Source organism: Cysteiniphilum marinum, assembly GCF_014857925.1.
Classification (GTDB): Bacteria; Pseudomonadota; Gammaproteobacteria; order Francisellales; family Francisellaceae; genus Caedibacter; species Caedibacter marinus.
On sequence record NZ_JACYVZ010000012.1, the window covers coordinates 1 to 20,066 of the forward strand.

The 20,066-nt window shown below is 38.6% G+C and carries 19 protein-coding genes, 1 other RNA gene and 1 pseudogene; 12 read left to right on the top strand and 9 right to left on the bottom strand.

Features of this window, described 5'->3' with window-relative positions; all coding sequences use genetic code 11:
- The 4 genes and pseudogenes from IE867_RS07295 to IE867_RS07310 all read left to right on the top strand — a co-directional run.
- Positions 1–628 (top strand): annotated as a pseudogene (locus IE867_RS07295) (IS3 family transposase); the annotation flags it as partial.
- Positions 629–881: 253 nt separating this feature from the next.
- Positions 882–1,058 (top strand): hypothetical protein, encoded by a 177-nt coding sequence (locus IE867_RS07300; protein WP_192484116.1) that lies wholly within the window; start codon positions 882–884, stop codon positions 1,056–1,058.
- A gap of 354 nt (positions 1,059–1,412) precedes the next feature.
- Complete coding sequence (locus IE867_RS07305) at positions 1,413–1,550, top strand: hypothetical protein (protein ID WP_192484117.1); 138 nt, start codon at positions 1,413–1,415, stop codon at positions 1,548–1,550.
- Between the two features lie 98 nt (positions 1,551–1,648).
- Complete coding sequence (locus IE867_RS07310) at positions 1,649–2,317, top strand: hypothetical protein (RefSeq protein ID WP_192484118.1); 669 nt, start codon at positions 1,649–1,651, stop codon at positions 2,315–2,317.
- A gap of 314 nt (positions 2,318–2,631) precedes the next feature.
- Here IE867_RS07310 and IE867_RS07315 read toward each other — a convergent pair whose 3' ends face one another.
- The 3 genes from IE867_RS07315 to IE867_RS07325 all read right to left on the bottom strand — a co-directional run bounded on the left by IE867_RS07315 (position 2,632) and on the right by IE867_RS07325 (position 5,881).
- On the bottom strand, positions 2,632–3,768 hold the full coding sequence (locus IE867_RS07315; protein WP_192484119.1) for a hypothetical protein: 1,137 nt from the start codon (positions 3,766–3,768) through the stop codon (positions 2,632–2,634).
- A 138-nt stretch (positions 3,769–3,906) separates the two neighbouring features.
- Positions 3,907–4,317, bottom strand: a transfer-messenger RNA (tmRNA) gene (ssrA, locus tag IE867_RS07320).
- Between the two features lie 73 nt (positions 4,318–4,390).
- Positions 4,391–5,881 (bottom strand): MFS transporter, encoded by a 1,491-nt coding sequence (locus IE867_RS07325; RefSeq protein ID WP_192484120.1) that lies wholly within the window; start codon positions 5,879–5,881, stop codon positions 4,391–4,393.
- A gap of 199 nt (positions 5,882–6,080) precedes the next feature.
- On the opposite strand from IE867_RS07325, the gene IE867_RS07330 reads away from it, so the two are divergent.
- The 8 genes from IE867_RS07330 to IE867_RS07365 all read left to right on the top strand — a co-directional run bounded on the left by IE867_RS07330 (position 6,081) and on the right by IE867_RS07365 (position 13,330).
- Positions 6,081–6,833, top strand: a complete 753-nt coding sequence (locus tag IE867_RS07330; protein WP_192484121.1) for a YebC/PmpR family DNA-binding transcriptional regulator — start codon at positions 6,081–6,083, stop codon at positions 6,831–6,833.
- On the top strand, positions 6,830–7,345 hold the full coding sequence (gene ruvC / locus IE867_RS07335) for a crossover junction endodeoxyribonuclease RuvC (protein ID WP_192484122.1): 516 nt from the start codon (positions 6,830–6,832) through the stop codon (positions 7,343–7,345). The genes IE867_RS07330 and ruvC overlap by 4 nt, the downstream gene beginning before the upstream one ends.
- Positions 7,342–7,989, top strand: coding sequence for a Holliday junction branch migration protein RuvA (gene ruvA / locus IE867_RS07340; protein WP_192484123.1), 648 nt, complete (start codon positions 7,342–7,344; stop codon positions 7,987–7,989). The genes ruvC and ruvA overlap by 4 nt, the downstream gene beginning before the upstream one ends.
- Positions 7,990–8,106: 117 nt before the next feature.
- Positions 8,107–8,937, top strand: coding sequence for a 2'-5' RNA ligase family protein (locus tag IE867_RS07345; protein WP_192484124.1), 831 nt, complete (start codon positions 8,107–8,109; stop codon positions 8,935–8,937).
- A complete protein-coding gene (locus IE867_RS07350; protein WP_192484125.1) occupies positions 8,934–9,491 on the top strand; it encodes a DNA-3-methyladenine glycosylase I in 558 nt (185 codons plus the stop codon). Before IE867_RS07345 ends, IE867_RS07350 begins: the two co-directional genes overlap by 4 nt.
- Before the next feature lie 107 nt (positions 9,492–9,598).
- Entirely contained in the window at positions 9,599–10,618 is a 1,020-nt protein-coding gene (locus IE867_RS07355; RefSeq protein ID WP_203249771.1) for an extracellular solute-binding protein, read from the top strand.
- A 20-nt stretch (positions 10,619–10,638) separates the two neighbouring features.
- Positions 10,639–12,258: an ABC transporter permease gene (locus tag IE867_RS07360; RefSeq protein ID WP_192484126.1), complete on the top strand. Its 1,620-nt coding sequence runs from the start codon at positions 10,639–10,641 to the stop codon at positions 12,256–12,258.
- 1 nt (position 12,259) lies between these two features.
- Positions 12,260–13,330 carry an ABC transporter ATP-binding protein gene (locus tag IE867_RS07365; protein WP_192484127.1) on the top strand — a complete coding sequence of 357 codons (1,071 nt, stop codon included), beginning with the start codon at positions 12,260–12,262 and terminating at the stop codon, positions 13,328–13,330.
- 3 nt (positions 13,331–13,333) lie between these two features.
- On the opposite strand, the gene IE867_RS07370 is transcribed toward IE867_RS07365, so the two are convergent.
- From IE867_RS07370 to IE867_RS07395, 6 genes are all read right to left on the bottom strand, one after another.
- A complete protein-coding gene (locus IE867_RS07370) occupies positions 13,334–13,525 on the bottom strand; it encodes a hypothetical protein (RefSeq protein ID WP_192484128.1) in 192 nt (63 codons plus the stop codon).
- A 16-nt stretch (positions 13,526–13,541) separates the two neighbouring features.
- The gene (hutI, locus tag IE867_RS07375) at positions 13,542–14,738 is read right to left on the bottom strand and encodes an imidazolonepropionase (RefSeq protein ID WP_192484129.1); all 1,197 of its coding nucleotides are present in this window, start codon (positions 14,736–14,738) and stop codon (positions 13,542–13,544) included.
- A 14-nt stretch (positions 14,739–14,752) separates the two neighbouring features.
- Entirely contained in the window at positions 14,753–16,330 is a 1,578-nt protein-coding gene (gene hutH, locus IE867_RS07380; RefSeq protein WP_225629990.1) for a histidine ammonia-lyase, read from the bottom strand.
- Complete coding sequence (gene hutU / locus IE867_RS07385) at positions 16,327–18,027, bottom strand: urocanate hydratase (protein WP_192484130.1); 1,701 nt, start codon at positions 18,025–18,027, stop codon at positions 16,327–16,329. Before hutU ends, hutH begins: the two co-directional genes overlap by 4 nt.
- 30 nt (positions 18,028–18,057) lie before the next feature.
- The gene (hutG, locus tag IE867_RS07390; RefSeq protein ID WP_192484131.1) at positions 18,058–19,011 is read right to left on the bottom strand and encodes a formimidoylglutamase; all 954 of its coding nucleotides are present in this window, start codon (positions 19,009–19,011) and stop codon (positions 18,058–18,060) included.
- A 110-nt stretch (positions 19,012–19,121) separates the two neighbouring features.
- Positions 19,122–19,985 (bottom strand): helix-turn-helix transcriptional regulator, encoded by an 864-nt coding sequence (locus tag IE867_RS07395; protein ID WP_192484132.1) that lies wholly within the window; start codon positions 19,983–19,985, stop codon positions 19,122–19,124.
- Between the last annotated feature and the right edge of the window lie 81 nt (positions 19,986–20,066).

The window sequence follows — 20,066 nt, forward strand, 5'->3', positions numbered from 1 at the left end:
GACTAAATACTTAGAAGACTTAGGTTACCATGTTAATCCAAAGCGTGTGCGTAGGCTATTAAGAATGATGGGGATTATGGCTATTTATCCGCAAAAGAACTTAAGTGCATCGCACCCTGCACACAAGAAATACCCCTATTTACTCAAAGACTTAACGGTTGACCAAGCAAATATGGTTTGGTGTACAGATTTGACCTACATTCGCCTAAATCAAGGCTTTATCTACTTATCTGTGATCGTGGATTGGTATAGTCGTTATGTGCTTAGTTGGGGACTTAGCAACTCTATGGAAGCCTCATTTTGTGTTGGCACATTAGAAAATGCGTTATTGCATTACGGGAAGCCTGATATTTTTAACAGTGATCAAGGGTCGCAGTATACCAGTACTGAATTTACAGGGCTTCTTTTAGCAAATGATATTAAGATTAGCATGGATGGTCGAGGTCGTGCCTTTGATAATATTTTTATAGAACGCTTGTGGCGTAGCGTTAAATATGAGGAGGTTTACATAAAAGATTATGCTGATATGCAAGAAGCCAAACGCTCATTAAAACGATACTTTGAGTTTTACAATTATGAAAGACATCATCAAGGTCTTGCGTATAAAAAACCAGCGGAGGTTTATTTCAACACTAACTATAAAAACACTGATGCCGACGCATTTAAAGAGAAACTATTATCCGGCTTAAAACCAAATGAAAACATTTGTTTGAAGCCTATAGTTGATGAGTTGAATTTGCAGTAGAAAATATCCCATTTTTATTGCAAAGTGGTCTAGACAATGGGGAGTACTTTATATCTTAGTGTTTTTGTTGGTCCATTAACACAATAAATTATGGATTGGCAACTCGTAAACTTTATTTTTGATTATCACTCAACCCTTGATTCGCATTAAACATGAGGAAAATGCAGCCAAACATTTTTCATGTGGTGATTGTATGGAAATGAGTGCATTGGGTGCACAATTTCTCAAGCAGAATGGTTTTGATGGGACGGTAAGTGTTATGGGGATCGGTGAGGATGTTACAACAAATCATGCATTTATTGAGGTTGGCTGAAAGTCATGGGTAATCAGGAAATGATTTGCGATTGGTAATATTAATAATTTAAAATTATTGATATATATTTGATGTCAGCAGTTTATTAAAATTATCAACATTAGCAAAGTATTAAAGTCAACTACAAGATATATGCAAGAAGTATGGGTTGTGTATAGTGGCTAGTATTTTAAAAGATTAATTTCTTCAAAGCAGGCACAAGCTTTTGAAGGTATACGTCATAAAAGTAACAATAGAAAATTATTTTATGTTGGGCTTTTAGTGACAGGTGCATCAGTGATAGTGATTGCTGCATTTATTAGCATGATGCTATCCGTTTTATAAATTTAATTTAAACAGTCATTAGGAGATGTTATGAAAAAGATATGTGTACTATTAGTTAGTGTTTTTATGTTAGGCTCAACAGTTGGTGCTTTTGCGCATAATACGGATTATACAGCAAATGCAAACCATGCTTACAAGCAAAGCATAGTACAAACCCAGCAAGATTAATTTTGACTCAAAGTATTAGGTAAATTGACGGTTTTAGATGTTTGAAATAATCCTCATAAATTATTTGTGATGGGTATAAAGGCAAGGAGCTTATGTAAATGCTGCTTAAAAGGGATGCAGGCTTTTTAGTGCTTGAAGGTTGTGTGTGCTATCGAGCATTAGACGATAGGTACATAGAAAACACGATTGATTTTGCTACTAGGCACCTTTTAGAGCATGAGTGTTTAATAAGTAAAACAGATCTTGATTACACTACTTTTAGATGGTTTGTGCAGTTATATTGTCAAGCTGCGTTGCGCCATGGTTTATCTGTTATTGCGTTGGATGCAGATAGTGGTGAGGTGATTGGTTTTGCAATTAATGAAGACCCTTACTCTGCTATTGCAGTAGATGAGAATATCTTTTATGAGGTGAGCTTAAGTTTTCATCCAATTTTAGATATAGTTTCACTATTTAAATCAGGACTTGATGTTATCTCTACTCAGTTGCAAGCTACTTTTCATTTGCACTTGTTGGGAGTAAAGCTATGTTGGCAAGGAAATGGTATTGCTACAAGGCCTATTGAGTTATCTGAAGAAATTGCAAAGAAGAATGGTTTTCATAGTATGGTGACTATAGCAACAAATTGGCATTTGAGAAAAGGCTATGAAAAATTAGAGTATAAAATTATCGAGAATGCGCTTTGTAAGGGTTTTGTTGTTGATGGGGAAAAGCCTTTTTCACATATTGTAGATGGTGGAGTTTATTTGCTCAGTAAGAAGCTGTAAACATTATTTTTAATTTTTAGGCCTTGCTTGTTTAACAATCTTGAAAAATTGCGCGGGGGAACGCGGCCGTTGTTTAGCATGGATGCTGGCACGGTTTGTTTTTTAAGAAATACTGCAACTGGCTCAGATTAGCGATATAGCAACTGTAAAGCACTTTGTGGTTGGTATAAATACACCCTCAATAATTAACCACTAAATAAATGTACTTAATTCACTTAACATTATTAGCACAAATGGGTAATATGTGCAGCATTACAATAGTGATTTAATGAAGCTATGTTAGTAAACGAGAGAGAGCACTCCTGATATAGTTTCTACGCTGCATTTTTATAAATATGCTGCTTAACTAAATTCCAGTCTTGAGCCCACTGGTTACTTGCTAAAGAGGTTCTAAGTTGCAATACCTTATGTGCAGACCCTCGGTTCCATTGCGCCTTATATTTCTTTTTAAACCGAGTATTAATAACACTCTCAACACCGCTTTCTATTGCACTGCTCGTGTATACTTTTCCTAATGTTCGTCTTGACTCATAATCCACTAAATATGCTTTATTATTAGCTATGTATTTCAGTAAATCATGTGCCTTATCTGCAAATTCAGTTGTTACAAGCAACCCATAAAGCTCAGATAGTCTAGTGATTGCCTCATCAGTTTTACCATGCCACACCTTCCATTTAATGGACGTAAGTTGCTCAGACTTATCACTGTTTAATTGACCAATTAACGTATCAAACTTCTTAGATATATGATACCAGTCAAGAATATAAGTAATTGATTTGCAGTGTTTTTTAAGGGATTTTAAAACATTCCAGCAATTCTTAGCACCATCTGATAAGGCAATGACATCAGTTTGTTTGGTCAACCCCTCCTTCTTTGCGGCAATCAAAGTCATCGCTTTAATTGATTTATGATGATCCTTATAACTTGAAGCTGCATAAGATTTTTGAGTGATTTCTCTATCTACATTATCTGTTTTTTTAGATGCTTTTCTGACTAAATTTTCAGGGTTGTAAACTTTAGTTAGCAAAGCTTCAAAATTACCTCGGGTTGGATGCTTATCTTTAATATAACCACCATCAGTTTGCACAATTAATTCTGCTGCAGCTTTGATTTCAAAATCCTTCAGACAATCCTCATCTTGATGTATCTCATGCAAATGCTGCCCAACACGCTCAGCTGTTCTCTTTAAATTCAGCTGACCATTCACTGGTCTATGACGCTTTACTTGTGCATCTAGTTCATGCTGGGCTTCAACGAATGACATCTTAGATGCAGCAACTGCTTGCATCTCTAATAAATCAGGATGACGGTAGTCCCCAAATAAGCCTTGAATGCTATAAGCTATTAGTTTTCGACACTCATGATTAGTACATCTTCTTCTAGGTAAGTTTATCTTATGATCACTGAATACGCTGTTAAAGTTAGATTCATAAGTTCCGTAATTTCTCATTTCACTGCCACATGCTGGACAGGTATCTTCAAGATCGTAAACGGTTGATTGAAATTTTAGGTAATTATCCTGTATACGGTGCAATATCTCTATTTGTTCTACATGGTTGTAACCTAAATCATCTATTGGTTTTTAATTTGGTGGAGGCGGCGGGAGTTGAACCCGCGTCCGCAAACTCGCCATCTTCAGATCTACATGCTTAGATTTATCTATTATCTTTAACTTAAACTTGCCCGATAAATCAGGGCAGCATTTAAGCGAGTCTTAAGATTTAACCGCAGTGTTTAGACAGACACGTTGGCGATCTTGTGAAAGAGATGAACGAACGTAAGATAGATCCACAAGCAAATACTATCGGTTCGTGCGTATCTAGGTTCTTAAGCTAGATTAAGCAGCTTTACGAGCAGCGAAAGCTGCATCGTTAGCTACAACGCGTGCTTTTTTATTTTTGCCAGTTATTAGCAAATTGTAACGTGTTTTACGAGGCAGATACACCCTCGGCATGCACTGCAAGACATTGACATTCCCGTCGAAGCCATATTCGCCCCCAGTGAGGTTTGTTATTGTAGGTAAGGGTATCAATAAAGGCAAGTGGCAAGCTGAATTATTTTACTTATTTTGCTCATTTTGATTTTTGTGCAAATCGGGCGTAGATAACAATGCCAATTAATGGTGCTAATAAACCAATAACTGAGACGGTGATTAATAAGACGCCAAGCTCACTATAATTTGCCGGTGTGCTAATGGTGTTATTGCTATGATCGATAACTTCACGTGTGACAACAAAGATTTGATTAAGGTATTTGCTAAATAGTGATCCGGCAGTTAAGGCTAGATTCATAAAGCTTGCCATTAAAGCAAACCAGGTTGCGGCATTGCCCTTAGGTGCATAACGCGCGATAAGGGCTAACATCGGAATCATTGCCAATTGGGCAAAGGGTGAGGCAATCGCGCTATCAATGAGTACAATAGTGCGTGCACCAAAACCAAAATAAACCATTGTCCATTCATGTAAGCCATAATAAAGTGCGATAAGTGGCAGCTCTAATAAAAAGCCTGCAACAGTGAGCCATAACAGTACCCATGCGATCGACTTCTCGGTGATAAGACGCGCGAAAAACCACATACCAACAATCGACATAAAAGCACCAATTTGTGAAAGTGTGCCAAAAAAAGCTTTGTCAAATCCAAGTACATCGATCATAAACCATTGAGCGCTAGGGCCCGCAGTAGGTGAGGCGCGAAAGATAAAGATCATAAGGGCTGCGACAAAAATAGCACGCAATAAATCTCTGGGTAATTCTTTGGTAATTGATTTAAGTAAATAGATAATAATCACTAACGATACGACAAAGACAATCTCTTGGGCAAAAGGAATGCTACTTAAGCCGATTACAATAATAAAAACAGCGTAGATCAACCCGCCAATAAGCACGGTTTTGTTAATTGGTTTTCTCGATACTTTATCCAAGCGAATACATAAAATACCGGTAATACTAATCAATGGAATAACTAAGGTGAGCAGAAATAGATTTTGATAACTCATCACTTGTGCAAGCCAACCACCAAGACCAGCAACCAAAAACATGCCTAGGCTTAAACTTAAGCGTCCTAAGAGTTGAACCATTGCTAGATCTTTATCGATATCTTTTTGAGGGCGTCCCTTGCGTTCAACCACCTCAACACTCATGGCGTCAGCAACAACATCCTGTAAAACAACACCAAGAACAGTTAAAAGTGATGATACAAAGAAAAGGGTGTTATCAGGTGCTAAAGCCACGATAAAAGACCAGCGCCCAGCTAATCCTGCCATAAGTAGAGAGCCACAAACCATTAAAATCGCTGCAAGATAGATATAGGCTTTACGCTGTGAACCAAACAAGGGCAGACTGTCAACAAACTGCCCAAAAACCATTTTGATATTCCATGGTAAGCTTAACCATACACCAATAACAATAAGGCTTTCAGCTGATAAGTTTAATTGCTCTTTGACAAAAAAGGACTCACCAATGCCTGAGAAGATGCTACAACCATAGGCAAAATAAATCATCAATAGTGGCAAATAACGTAGGCGCATCGCTTTGATTGGTTGGATTAAACTATCGACTTGCATATTAAAATAATCCTTGCCTGATATTCCTTGTAATATTAAGCATAGCTAAGATTATCTAATTTACAAAAATCATATCAAACGCACTAATCACGGCATTGTTTTGCCATCTTTTATGATACAATTGCCGCGTTTTATTAAGCTGAATGCAAAAAATAGCAAATATCTAAAAGAATATATAAAGAGTAAAAGAGGTTTTGATATGGCTGGTCACAGTAAATGGGCAAACATTAAACATAAAAAAGCAAAAGAAGATGCTAAGCGTGGTAAGGTTTTTACTAAGCTGATTCGTGAGATCACCGTTGCCGCACGCTTGGGTGGCGGGGACAAAGATTCAAACCCACGTTTACGCGCGGCAGTGGCAACCGCATTATCGAATAATATGACCAAAGATACGATTGAGCGCGCGATTAAGAAAGGTGCTGGTGGTGAAGAAGGTGGAAACTTAGAAGAAATTCGTTATGAGGGTTACGGTCCTGCGGGTGTTGCATTTATCGTTGATTGTATGACCGATAATCGCAATCGTACGGTGGCTGAGGTGCGTCACGCCTTTACCAAAGCCGGCGGCAATTTGGGTACGGATGGTTCAGTGGCGTATATGTTTAATAAAAAGGGCATTATCAGTTTTGAGACCGGCTTAGATGAAGATATGGTGATGGAAGTCGCCCTTGAAGCTGGTGCTGAAGATATTGTGAGTTTTGATGATGGTGCGATTGATGTTATTACCGATCCTAATACATTCTCAGAAGTCAATGATGCTTTAGAAGCTAAAGGCTTAAAAGCAATCTCGGCTGAGATTACAATGGATGCGGATGTTAAAACCAATATTGACGATGCCGAAATTGCACAAAAGATTATGAATATGATCGATCGCTTAGAGGATCTTGATGATGTGCAAAGCGTCTATAGCAATGTCGAGTTTGATGAAAGTGTTATGGATGCGCTTAATTCGTGATTATTTTAGGCATTGATCCAGGCTCGCGCATTACTGGATTTGGTGTAATCAAAGTGCAGGCAAAAGAATGTTTGTATGTTACCAGTGGTTGTATCCGTATTACTAAAGAAGCAACCGCTGAGCGCTTAAAACAAATTCAAGATGGGATTAATGATATTGTTTCGGCTTATTGCCCAACGGAAGCGGCAATTGAACAGATCTTTATGTTTCAAAATCCAGGAGCTGCATTGAAACTCGGACAAGCACGAGGTGTAGCCATGTGCGCTTTAGCAAATCAAAATCTCACGATTAACGAATACTCAGCTAAGCAAGTTAAGCAGGCCGTTGTCGGAAATGGTAATGCAACAAAGTTTCAAGTGCAGCATATGGTGCAATCTTTTTTGCAATTAAGTAGCAAACCACAGGCTGATGCTGCAGATGCTTTGGCGATTGCGATTTGTCATTTTCACAGTCGCAATAGTTTGCAGTTTATTCCAGGAGCCAACAAAATTGTACGAGGACGATTACGATGATTGGAAGAATAAAGGGTGAGCTTATCGAAAAGCAGCCACCATTGATATTGGTTGAAGCAGCTGGTGTCGGTTATGAGGTATGGGTACCAATGAGCTCGATTTATAAGCTGGGTGATGTTGGGCAAGAAGTGATACTGCATACCCATTTTGTTGTGCGTGAAGATGCGCAGCAACTTTATGGCTTTGCCACTAAGTCAGATCGTAGATTATTCCAAGAGCTTATTAAGATCAATGGCATTGGTGCTAAGATGGCGCTAGCAATCTTATCGGGTATGGACGGGGTAACTTTTGTCAGCTGTATTGAGTCACAAGATCATGGGTTGTTATGCACGATTCCAGGCGTTGGTAAAAAAACGGCGGAGCGTATTATTATTGAGATGAAAGATAAGATCACAAAATTAGTCCTTGAGTTAGATGCTTTAACACAGAATATGCCACATACTACAGAAGAGAGTGCAAGTCATGTTCATTCAGGTAATACAAGCTATCAGGCAAGTTCAGCGGTGCACCAAGCGATTGATGCACTGGAAGCACTTGGTTATAAGCGTAAAGAAGCTGAGAAATACGTGCATAAAGTCAAAAATGACGCTGATAGTGTCGAGAGCCTTATTCGTTTGGCATTGCAAGGGACGCAAAAGGTATAAAAGACGCAAAAGATGTAAAGGTTATTTGCTATAAAACATTCTTCACTTAAATAAAAACTTTGTTAAGCTAATCGACGAATATTTTACATGGACAAATAGAAGGTGAGAGATTAACTTATGAAAAAAGTCAAAAAAATGGAAAAAATCGTTAAAACATTATCGTTACCACTGATAGGTATGGGCTTAATGTCATCAGCAGTTGCAATGACAAATTACCAAGGTCCTAATCAGACAAAAGCACTATTTATATTACATAATGCGCATGTAAATCCTTTATACAAGCCCGTGCTTCAAGTGCCTGCTAAAGATAACCTAAAAGGGCATGCTAATGTGTATCAGGGGGAATATGCCGTATATATTCCTATTAAAGGGGATGAGTCATTATTGACACTGCTAAAAGAAGTCAATACGTTGGCATACCCTGATATGGCAACAAGAGTTATGACAACGCCGCATATTAGTGTCATTCAAGGTGTATTTAAGGGCAAAAACTATCAAGAGTTGGTTGAAGCGGTTACTCAATTGGCGAAAAACACCAAAGCGCAAGAGGTGACTTTAGCCAAGAACTTCAGCGTGGCAGGAGATACCTTATCTTTGGATGTTGCCGGAGATAACGCCTTTTTGAATGAGCTTAATGCAGAGTTAACGGCCAAAACGCACCCCAATGCACCAACGCATCAAACGATTGTTGCTATTGAAGAAGGGCATGCAGATCTTACGCAAATGCAAAGTGGTAGCGCGTGGCGTGATTATAATATTCCAGGCAGCAATCGCTCACATATCACAGCGGTTTATAACAAAGGTAATAGTGAATTGGCTACCAAAGCAAATAAGTTACTCAATAACAAAAGCTATAGCGTAATGGTTGATAGCATCGCAATTGCCAAAATGGATGATAATGGTAATTTATATGGCAAGCCGATTTTTGTTGCTCAATTCAAATCATGAGTTTGACGCGTTGCCCTTGGGCAAACTCAAGCCAAGAGATGCAAAATTATCATGATCACGAATGGGGTGTGCCACTATATGATGAACAAAGGCTATTTGAGTTTTTATGTTTAGAAGGAGCGCAAGCAGGCTTAAGCTGGCAGACGATATTAAAGCGACGTGATAATTATCGCCAAGCTTTTTATGACTTTCAGATTGATAAAGTTGCAAACATGACAGCGGATGATGTTGAAGCTTTAATGCAAAACACAGGCATTATTCGCAATCGTCTTAAAATCAAAAGTGTGATTAACAATGCTAAAATTTGGCTTAAGTTATCTACAACGCAATCAATGGTTGAGGTACTTTGGCATTTTGCGCCCAAAGAAATAATTATTTATACAGAGCACGAAGCGATTCCGGCATTCACTGAAGCGTCAAAGCAGATGAGTAAATGGCTTAAGTCACAAGGTTTTAGCTTTGTTGGGCCAACGATATGTTATGCCTTTATGCAAGCAACAGGGATGGTCAATGATCACTTGAGATCATGTTTTACTCGGAGTAGATCAAAATAATAGATTAAAAATATCTGCTGTAACAATATTGATAATTGTTCTCATAAAAATACAATGCCACTTAACTTAATTAAGCAAACCAGTTCAATTCAATCAAAGGGGATATTATGTTGAAGCGCTTTATTAATATAGCAGCTATTAGTGTTAGTTTATTTGCTTTTACTATCGTTTACGCCAAAGAAGAAGTTAATGTCTATTCATACCGACAGCCTTTTTTAATCAAGCCAATTTTGGATCAGTTTAGTCAAATGCATAATATCAAAGTTAATATTATTTTTGCTGATAAAGGTTTAGAGGAACGTATTGCACGTGAGGGTAAATATTCGCCAGCAGATGTGATTTTGGCAGTGGATATCTCACGAGTAATGGAGTTTGTTAGTCGTAATTTAGTACAACCGGTAAGCTCGAAACTGTTAACTGAAAATATTCCTGCTAATTTGCAAGATGCAAAGAGTGGGTGGTTTGCACTGACAACACGTGCTAGAAGTATCTATGCACAAAAAGGATTGCCAGATATTGATACATTGAATTATGAAGATTTAGCAAATCCTGAGTTTAAAGGAAAAATTTGCATGCGAAGTGCTAAGCACCCATACAATATAGCCTTAATTGCATCAATGATCGCCAATAATGGTTATGATCAAACAAAAGAATGGTTGATAAAAGTCAAGGAGAATCTTGCGCGCAAACCACAAGGCAATGATCGTGCGCAAGTTAAAGCAATTAAAGATAATCTATGCCAATACTCATTAGGCAATAGTTATTACTATGGCAAAATGTTGCTAGATGAACAGCAAAAATCATGGGCAGAAGCTGTGACTATTGTTTTTCCAAATCAAAATAATCGTGGTACACATGTCAATGTTTCAGCAATGATGATGGCAAAGTATGCGCCAAATCGTGACAATGCTTTAAAATTGATGGAATATCTTGCTAGTGAGGAAGCGCAAAGCATGTATGCAACGCTTAATATGGAGTATCCGGTTAACCCTAGCGTTAATCCCTCTCCATTAGTGGCATCATGGGGTGCATTTAAGACTGATTCAATTGATCTAAATAAAATTGCTGATAATCGCAAACTTGCGCTTAAACTTGTTGATGAAACAAGATTTGATCTAGCAAGTTAAATTTTGGTTATTGGCTATAAATGATCAATAAAGTTATTCTTACTATTGCAAGCTTTATCGCAGCATTAATATTAATGCCAGTTTTTGCATTGCTCGTAGAATCAATCACTCAATCAAATCAAGCGATTTTTGAGCACCTTTGGCAGACAACACTATTTCATTATATTAAAAATTCACTTTTGCTTGGACTAGGCGTTGTATTATTAAGTTTATTTTTTGCCATTCCAAGCGCTTGGCTTGTGACGCATTTTGAATTTCCTTTGAGCCGTTATTTTCAATGGTTATTGGTATTGCCATTGGCAATACCATCTTATGTTGTGGCTTATCTTTATACGGATTTATTTGATTATTCAGGTGTTGTGCAGTCAACCATTCGTTGGTTATTTGACTTTGATCATGCAAATGATTATTGGTTTTTTAATATACGGAGCTTAGGTGGCGCCATTTTTATTTTGGCATTGAATCTTTACCCTTACCTTTTTTTATTACTGAAAACAGCATTTTCTCAACAATCAACGCATCTAGATGATGCTGCCTCTTTATTGGGTGGTAGTTCATATCGACGATTTGTTAAGATTACCTTGCCGCTGGCTATGCCGGTTATCATTGCTGGATGTGCTTTAATTGCGATGGAAAGTCTATCTGAATTTGCGACAGTACAGTATTTTGCTATCAATACATTAACTACCGCAATTTATGACACATGGCTTGGGTTAGGGTCGCTAAGTGCAGCGGCTAAATTAGCAATGATTCTACTGTTGTTTATCATCATTTTATTGAGTATTACACGCTATTTTCAGAAAAGAGAATTAGCTATTACTCATGCTGAGCCTAGAAGAAAAATAGCATTGGATCGCAGAGGTAAGTTTTTAGCTTTTTGCTTTTGTTTTAGCATCTTCTTTCTTGGGTTTTTGTTGCCATTTATAGAGCTTATTTATTACGCAATAAAATATTTTGCAGAATCCATGACACGTTCATTTATCATAATTATACTGCAAACGATGGGCGTAGCGGTAGGTGTTGCTGTAATTTGTATTATTATGGCATTGTTTATCACATTAGCTAAGCGCAATCTTCCCTCTTATACATCACTAAAAATTGTACAAGAAGGGGCAGCCTTGGGATATGCCATTCCTGGAACGGTTCTAGCTATCGCTGTACTTGTGGTGTTAACAGCCTTTGATTATATTCTCAATGATATACTAAATTATTTTCAGAGTGAGTCGATCGGGTTGATATTTAGCGGTAGTGTTTTTGCAATTATTTTTGCTTTTTGCATTCGTTTTTGTAGTATCTCAATCAATACGATTGATGCGCGATTGAAAAATATTTCCAATGATTTCGATCAGGCAGCACAATTATTACGTCATAATAAGTTGAGCGTGAATCTGGCAATTCATTTTCCTTTATTAAAGCATGCCATACTTGCTGCGACTTTATTAATTTTTATCGAAGTAATTAAAGAACTACCTGCAGCGCTAATTTTAAGACCGTTTAACTTTGAGCTGTTATCAACTTATATATTTCAATATATCTCCGATGAAATGATAGAACATGCAGCATTAGGTGCCATGCTTATTACGCTTTTAAGTATGGTTCCTTTGCTGATTATTAATAAATTACTTCATAAAGAGGTGTGAGATGTTGCACGTTAAAGAATTAAACTATCAAGTCAAAGAATCTACCATTTTCAGTCAATTAAACTTTGAGCTTAGCCAAGGAGAATCATTAGCCTTACTTGGCAAGAGTGGCTGTGGTAAAACTACTATCTTAAAGTGTATTGCTGGCGTATTAACCGCAAAATCGGGGCAAATTACCCTTAAGAATCAGTTGCTTTCAGATCAAGGACACACTTTGATACCAGCACACAAACGCAATATCGGTATGATTTTTCAAGACTATGCATTATTTCCACATATGAGTGTATTTGATAACATTGCTTTTGGCATGTCTAAACAAGTCACTAACAATAAAAGCCGGAAAGAAAAGAAAGAGGAGAAAAAAGCTGAAATTAGTTCACTAATAAGACTTGTTCACTTGCCGGAGAGTCTATTATCTCGATATCCGCATGAGCTCTCAGGTGGTCAAAAACAGCGTGTTGCTATTGCTAGAACACTTGCTATTGCGCCACAGCTTGTATTGTTAGATGAGCCATTTTCTAATATTGATAGCGAAGTTAGGTTGTCATTGCTAAGTGATATAAAGACTTTATTTAAAAAGCGGAATATTAGCAGTATTTTAGTGACTCATTCAACGAGTGAGGCATTCAACTTTGCTGATAGAGTTGCAATAATGGAGAACGGTCGCATTGCGCAATTAGATAAACCTTTTGATCTATATCATGCGCCAGCAACAGCGAGCATTGCCCGATTGATATCTGATGGTGTATTGATTAAAGCTAAAGTTAATCAACGGGGAAGACTTCAGTCTGCCATCGGCGAAATTAATGCAAATCAACCATTTGATTCTTGTTACTATCAAATGTTTGTTCGTCCAGATGCTATAGAAATCTTGTATTCAGAGGAGTGTACTGAAAATATATTCACGGCTAAAGTTATAGATTGTCAATTTAACAATGGTCGATTTTATCTGATACTTATATGCCATCAAACACAATTAGTGGCACATCATCATTTGCCGATGACGCTAGGCATGGAGTGTCTTTTTAAGCTTCATGCAAATAAATTGGTTTTAATTCCAGATTGGGCTTAAGCTTTAGTTTTGTATTTTATCTTTGATGCCAAATAGAATAACAGTAGCAATAATTGCCATGCCATTGGCAAACAGGCCTACAGCAATAAACGCTTCACCAATACCAAATACAATGGCGTAGTGGATTTCACTTGGACCAAAATATTGTTGAAATAAAAAAGCACTTATTGATAAATAGGCGATGATAGCACCCATAATGGTACAATACAGCCTAAACGAGCAACTCACCATCCTTAATGGTTGTTTTACGGTAATTTAATGTCGCATCATAGATAATTTGATTGTAATGAGTGCAATCCCACAAAATTAAATCAGCACATTTACCGATGTCAATACTCCCTTTTTGATCTTGAATGCCAAGTGCATAAGCCGCATTAATCGTTGTTGCTTGAAAGGCTTGATAAGGCGTCATGCGAAATAAAGTGCATGCCATATTCATCATCAATGGTAATGACAAAAAGGGTGATGAGCCTGGGTTTGCATCAGTAGCAATAGCAATTTTGACATGATTCTTTAGAAGCTCAGCAATCGGTGGCAGCTTGGTTTCACGTAAGAAATAATAAGCCCCAGGCAATAAAACAGCAACTGTGTTTGCCGCGCGCAGTTTGGCAATATCTTCGATTGCAAGATATTCTAAATGATCAGCTGATAGGGCGTTAAATTCAGCGGCAAGCGCCGCACCTTTTTGATCAGATAACTGCTCGGCATGTAGCTTTAACTGAAACCCAAGTGCTTTGGCGTGAGTAAACAGGCGTTTTATTTGTGTGTGTGAAAAGCCAATATTCTCACAAAATCCATCAACAACGTGTGTTAGATTTTCTTTTTTAAGCACTGGCAGCATGTCAGTAATAATAAAATCAATATATTGATCCTTATCATCAAACTCAGGTGGCAAAGCATGGGCACCTAAAAAGGTAGGTATTATATCGACACCTTTTGATGTGTTAAGTTTTTGCGCAACTTTAAGCATCTTTATTTCAGTATCGATATCTAAGCCGTAACCTGACTTAATTTCACAAGTGGTTGTGCCATACTGCATCATTTGCTTAAGGCGTCTGTGAGCACTATGATATAATGCATCTAAAGAAGCGTTACGTGTTGCTGTAACGGTTGAACGAATGCCGCCGCCTTTGTTGGCAATTTCCTCATACGAGGCACCATTTAAACGCATTTCAAACTCATCCGCGCGATTGCCACCATAGACAAGATGTGTGTGGCAATCAATGAGTCCTGGTGTCACTAGCTGACCATTATGATTAATGGTTTCACGTGCCTTAGGTAGTGCTGAACCTTTGGCTAAGATATCAATGATCTTACCTTCATTGATGACTAAGGAGGAGTTATCCAAAATACGCTCGTCTTGATCGAAGGTTACAAGGCGCGCATTTTGGATGATCAGATCATACATGTTATTAACCTTTCTTATGCTTGAAAAAGTTGCGTGTGAACATCACTATAGAAAGCATGTTGCTTGATGACATCTGTGGCATTTTCGATATCGCGTGCAAAGTAGCGATCCTCATCGTAATAAGGGATTTTAGCGCGAATCTGGCGATATTTGTTATCTAATAGATTGGATGTTTTAAGCGGCGCTCTTAGTGACACCCCTTGACAAGCAGCAAGAACCTCAATACTTAAGATAGATAATACATTTTGAGCAATCGTGTTTAATTTGCGTGCGGCAAAAGTTGCCATACTGACATGATCTTCTTGATTAGCAGAAGTTGGCAGACTGTCAACAGATGCCGGATGCGCCAGTGTTTTATTCTCACTGGCTAATGATGATGCAGTCACATGTGCCAACATAAAGCCTGAATTAAGTCCGGCATTTTCAATTAAAAAGGCAGGTAAGCCGCTTAAATGCTTATCGATCAAAAGGGCAATGCGACGCTCAGAAATCGCACCGATCTCAGCACAAGCAATACTTAGCATATCGGCACTCATAGCGACCATTTCAGCATGGAAGTTGCCACCTGAGATAATCTCTTTGGTTTCGGGCAAGATTAACGGATTATCAGATACGCCATTGGCTTCATTTAATAAATTACGTTTAGCATCATTGATCACTTGCCATGCTGCCCCCATTACTTGTGGTTGACAGCGTAAGGAATAAGGGTCTTGCACTTTGTCACAGTGATCATGCGAATGCATAATTTCGCTGTTTTCCAGCAAATTGCGCATTACTTGTGAGAAAATGATTTGCCCCTCAACGCGTTTGATCTGGGAGATAACAGGATCAAAGGGTTTCATACTGCCAAAGGTTGCTTCAATACTTAAAGCGCCAGCGATAGTGGCAATACTGAAATTACGCTCAACTTTAATCAGGCCCATTAAAGCAATCGCTGTTGATGCTTGTGTGCCGTTAAGTAAGGCCAAGCCTTCTTTTTCCTGAAGCTTAATAGCACTTAAACCTGCTTGTTTTAAAGCGTCTTGTGCACTGATGCGTTGGCCTTGATAACTAACATCCCCTTCACCAATAAGCGGCATACTCATATGTGCCAAAGGTGCTAAATCACCTGATGCTCCAACTGAGCCTTGCTCTGGGATCACCGGATAAATACCATGATTATAAAAGGCGATTAACGCATCTAAGGTCTGCTGTGTGACACCTGAATAGCCCTGCGCAAGACTGTTGATTTTAAGGAGCATGATGAGCTTAACCGTGTCATTATCTAATGGCTTACCAACGCCGGTAGCGTGAGAGAGAACAATACGGCGTTGTAGCTCTTTAAGATCAGCTGTTGGAATTTTCTTATTGGCCAATAAACCAAAACCAGTATTGATGCCATAAACTGTTTTGCCAGCACTTAGTACTTCTTCAACAATGCTGCGAGAAGTTGCTACTTTAGCATAAGCACGATCATCCAAATGAATAGGGCAGGCGCTAGTAATCAGTAATTCAATATCCTGAAGGCTAAGCTCACCAGGGATTAAGCAAAAGCTTTGTGGGTTTAACTCCTTGTTGTTATTTGTATTGGCGTGGTTCATCACTTCACTCATATGAATGCCTCTTTCTTGGTTAAGGTGCAATGATCATCTTTTGAGTTGGCGTTAACCATGGGTAAGTTTAGCCCTTTCTCTTTGGCGCAATTAATGGCGATATCGTAACCGGCATCGGCATGACGCATGACACCCGTGCCTGGATCATTGGTTAATACGCGCTGTAAGCGTTTCGCTGCAGCTTCAGTGCCATCGGCAACAATAACAACACCGGCATGTTGTGAAAAGCCCATGCCGACACCTCCACCATGATGTAGACTCACCCAAGTAGCTCCTCCTGCGGTATTAAGCAGGGCATTTAATAACGGCCAATCAGATACCGCATCAGAGCCGTCTTTCATGCTTTCTGTTTCGCGATTAGGGCTTGCGACAGAGCCTGAATCTAAGTGATCACGACCAATGACGATAGGACCTTTAAGCTCGCCATTTTTGACCATTTCATTAAATGCTAAACCAAGGCGAGCACGATCGCCTAGACCAACCCAGCAAATACGTGCCGGAAGACCCTGAAAAGCAATGCGTTCTTTTGCCATATCAAGCCAATTATGTAGATGCTTATCATGCGGCATAAGCTCTTTAACTTTTTGATCAGTTTTATAAATATCTTCAGGATCACCCGATAAAGCAACCCATCTAAACGGTCCAATGCCTTGGCAAAAGAGTGGGCGGATAAATGCCGGCACAAAACCTGGGAAATCAAACGCATTTTGCAAGCCTTCATCAAAGGCGACTTGACGAATGTTATTACCATAATCAAAAGTTGGAATGCCTTGCTTGGCAAATTCAAGCATGGCTGCTACATGCGCTTTCATTGACTTTTTAGCTTCAGCAACGACAAGATCAGGATTGCTTTGACGCTCTTTTTTAGCCTTTTCTAAGCTCCAACCAATTGGTAAATAGCCATTTAATGGATCATGCGCGCTCGTTTGATCGGTGACTGCATTAGGTTTAATACCGCGTTTGACCATTTCAGGTAAAATCTCAGCAGCATTTCCTAAAAGACCAACAGAGATCGCACGCTTTTCAGCGCAGGCTTTATTGATAATAGCCATTGCCTCATCAAGAGTCTTGGCTTTGTAGTCGACGTATTTGGTACGCAGTCTAAAATCAATACGACTTTCATCACACTCAATGGCTAACACACAAGCGCCAGCTAAAACACCTGCAAGTGTTTGTGCACCCCCCATGCCACCAAGACCCGCTGTGAGAATCCATTTGCCGGATAAGTCGCCGTTATAATACTGGCGTCCCATTTCAACGAAAGTTTCATAGGTGCCTTGGACAATGCCTTGTGAACCGATATAAATCCAAGAGCCAGCGGTCATTTGCCCGTACATCATTAAGCCTTTTTTATCAAGCTCATTGAAGTGCTGCCAATCTGCCCAGTGTGGTACAAGGTTTGAATTGGCAATCAGCACACGTGGTGCATCGGCATGCGTTTTGAAAACACCGACAGGCTTTCCTGATTGAACAAGTAGTGTTTCATCATCTTCAAGCTTCTCAAGACATTCAACGATTTTATCAAAACATTCCCAATTGCGTGCCGCTTTACCGATACCGCCATAAACAACAAGGTCTTGTGGGTGCTCGGCAATATCAGGGTCCAAGTTGTTCATCAACATGCGAAGAGGCGCTTCAGTGAGCCATGATTTAGCGCTAAGTTTGGTGCCTGTTGCGGCTTTGATTGTGCGTGACATAGTATAAATTCCTCCTATTAAGGTTTAAGTTTAAGCTTGTAGAAAATTCGCAAGAAGTGCTGCTGCAAGCTTAGCGGTTCTGTTGTCGATATCTTTTTTTGGATTAAGCTCAACGATATCTAAAGCAATAACTTGTTTAGATTGCTTGAGCTTACGCAAAGCATTTATAACAAAAGGGCTATCAATACCTAATGCTTGTGGTGCGCTAACCCCTGGGGCAAGTGCTGCTTGAAAAACATCAAGACATAGCGTGATATAGATTTGCTTATTTTGTGCTGTGATTTTGTCAATAAATGACAAATCTTGTGAGTTGTTGTTGATGTTCTCAGCAAGCAAATATTGTGTATTGGTCGCATGTGCGTAATCAAATAAACGGTTGGTATTAGCAAATGGCTGTACACCCAAGCAATAATAATTAAAGTCTAGTTGCTGATCTTGCAAATAACGTGATGCTTGATAGAAAGGGGTACCTGAGCTGCCAAGATTACCTGTTAAAGTTTCTCGCAAATCAAAGTGTGCGTCAAAATTAACAATTGCAGGATTAAGCTTCTTTTTATAAAGACCTTGTAAATGCCCCCAAGCCGTTTCATGCCCACCGCCGATGACAATCGGTGTGGCGTTGAGTTGTATGACTTTAGCGACATATTCTGCTAATAACTGCTGTGCTGACTCAAGATCTTCACTATCGCAATAAACATTACCCGCATCATAAAGCCTGGTGTTACTCGCGAGATGTGCTGCTAAATTAAAAAACGCACGTCTAAAGTATTCAGGACCTTCTTTGGCTCCTATAACCCCTTGATTGCGCTTCACACCTTCATCACAGCAAAAGCCAATTAAGATAAAATGTTGTTTATCAGGCTCTAATGTGCCGATGGTTTGATTAAGATCAATGCTTTTAATCAGTTGATGGAAATACTCATTGTTAACATCAGTTACTCGAGAAGCATAGGTTGATGTGTTATTAGCAGGCAAGTATTTCATAAGATTAAAATTATACTTAATTACAAAATTTGTAATATCTTTACCAATAAAGCGCTTGACTGCAACCCCGATTTGCAAAATTCTTTAAAATACTATGCATATATGCATTTTTAATCTTCATAGGTCATAATAATCTGGGCGATAGTTTCAAGCTCATCCTTATTAATAAGCTCGAGCTTTTCAATCAACTCAAGAATAATATTTTGAATATAGCGATATGAGCGTCCCGATTGGCGTGCAATATCCTTTGCTGAACCACCTGCAGCAATGGTTTTAAGATGCATGAGCTCACTTTCCGTGAGATTATAAAGTGCTTGAATTAAAGCAAGTCTTGGTTGTTCAAATTTCGGTGTATTCTGTGCTTTTAAGCGTTTGATATCCTCAGCAGAGGGCGTTAATAATTGTTGGATATGAATGCGTTTATAGATAAGATTCATTGTCGAGCGTAAACGTTGGAAATATTGCGCCTTTTTCTTGAAGCTGCATAAGTTAAATGAGGCTTTAGTGGTGTTAAAAAGTAAGACATCTTTATAATCAGCATAAAGTCTTTCAGTGACGAGTGTTAGGTATTCATCAAAGTTTTGCTTGACAGGCTGCTGTTGTGGAAACTCACTATAATCAATAATGCGATAGGCTTCTTGATTGAGTGTGCCATAAAGGGCATCAAGCTGCCAAAATCCCAATCTAAAGTAAGCTTTAAGCTCATCAGGTGCGGTGCTGCCAACATAATTAAAATCATAGGATTTAGTCACGCGGAAAAAATCAAAGCTGATAATGCCATCTTGTGAAATAAGTGTCAGAATCTCTTTAATTGCACGTTCATTGTATTGGCAATCGCGATAGATGGCGGTCATATCTTTTGTTGACAAATGACTAAATGAATTAAGATAGTAGGTGTTTTTATCGTTTTCAGGGTTGTTGTCATTATTGTCATTTTTATTAATCTTATCACTTTTTGTATTCTTATTATCCATATGGCTATATCCGTTAACACCTGACTGTATCAAGTCTAGATGAGAAATGTGAGGACACAAGTATAAAATACAGGGTGTATT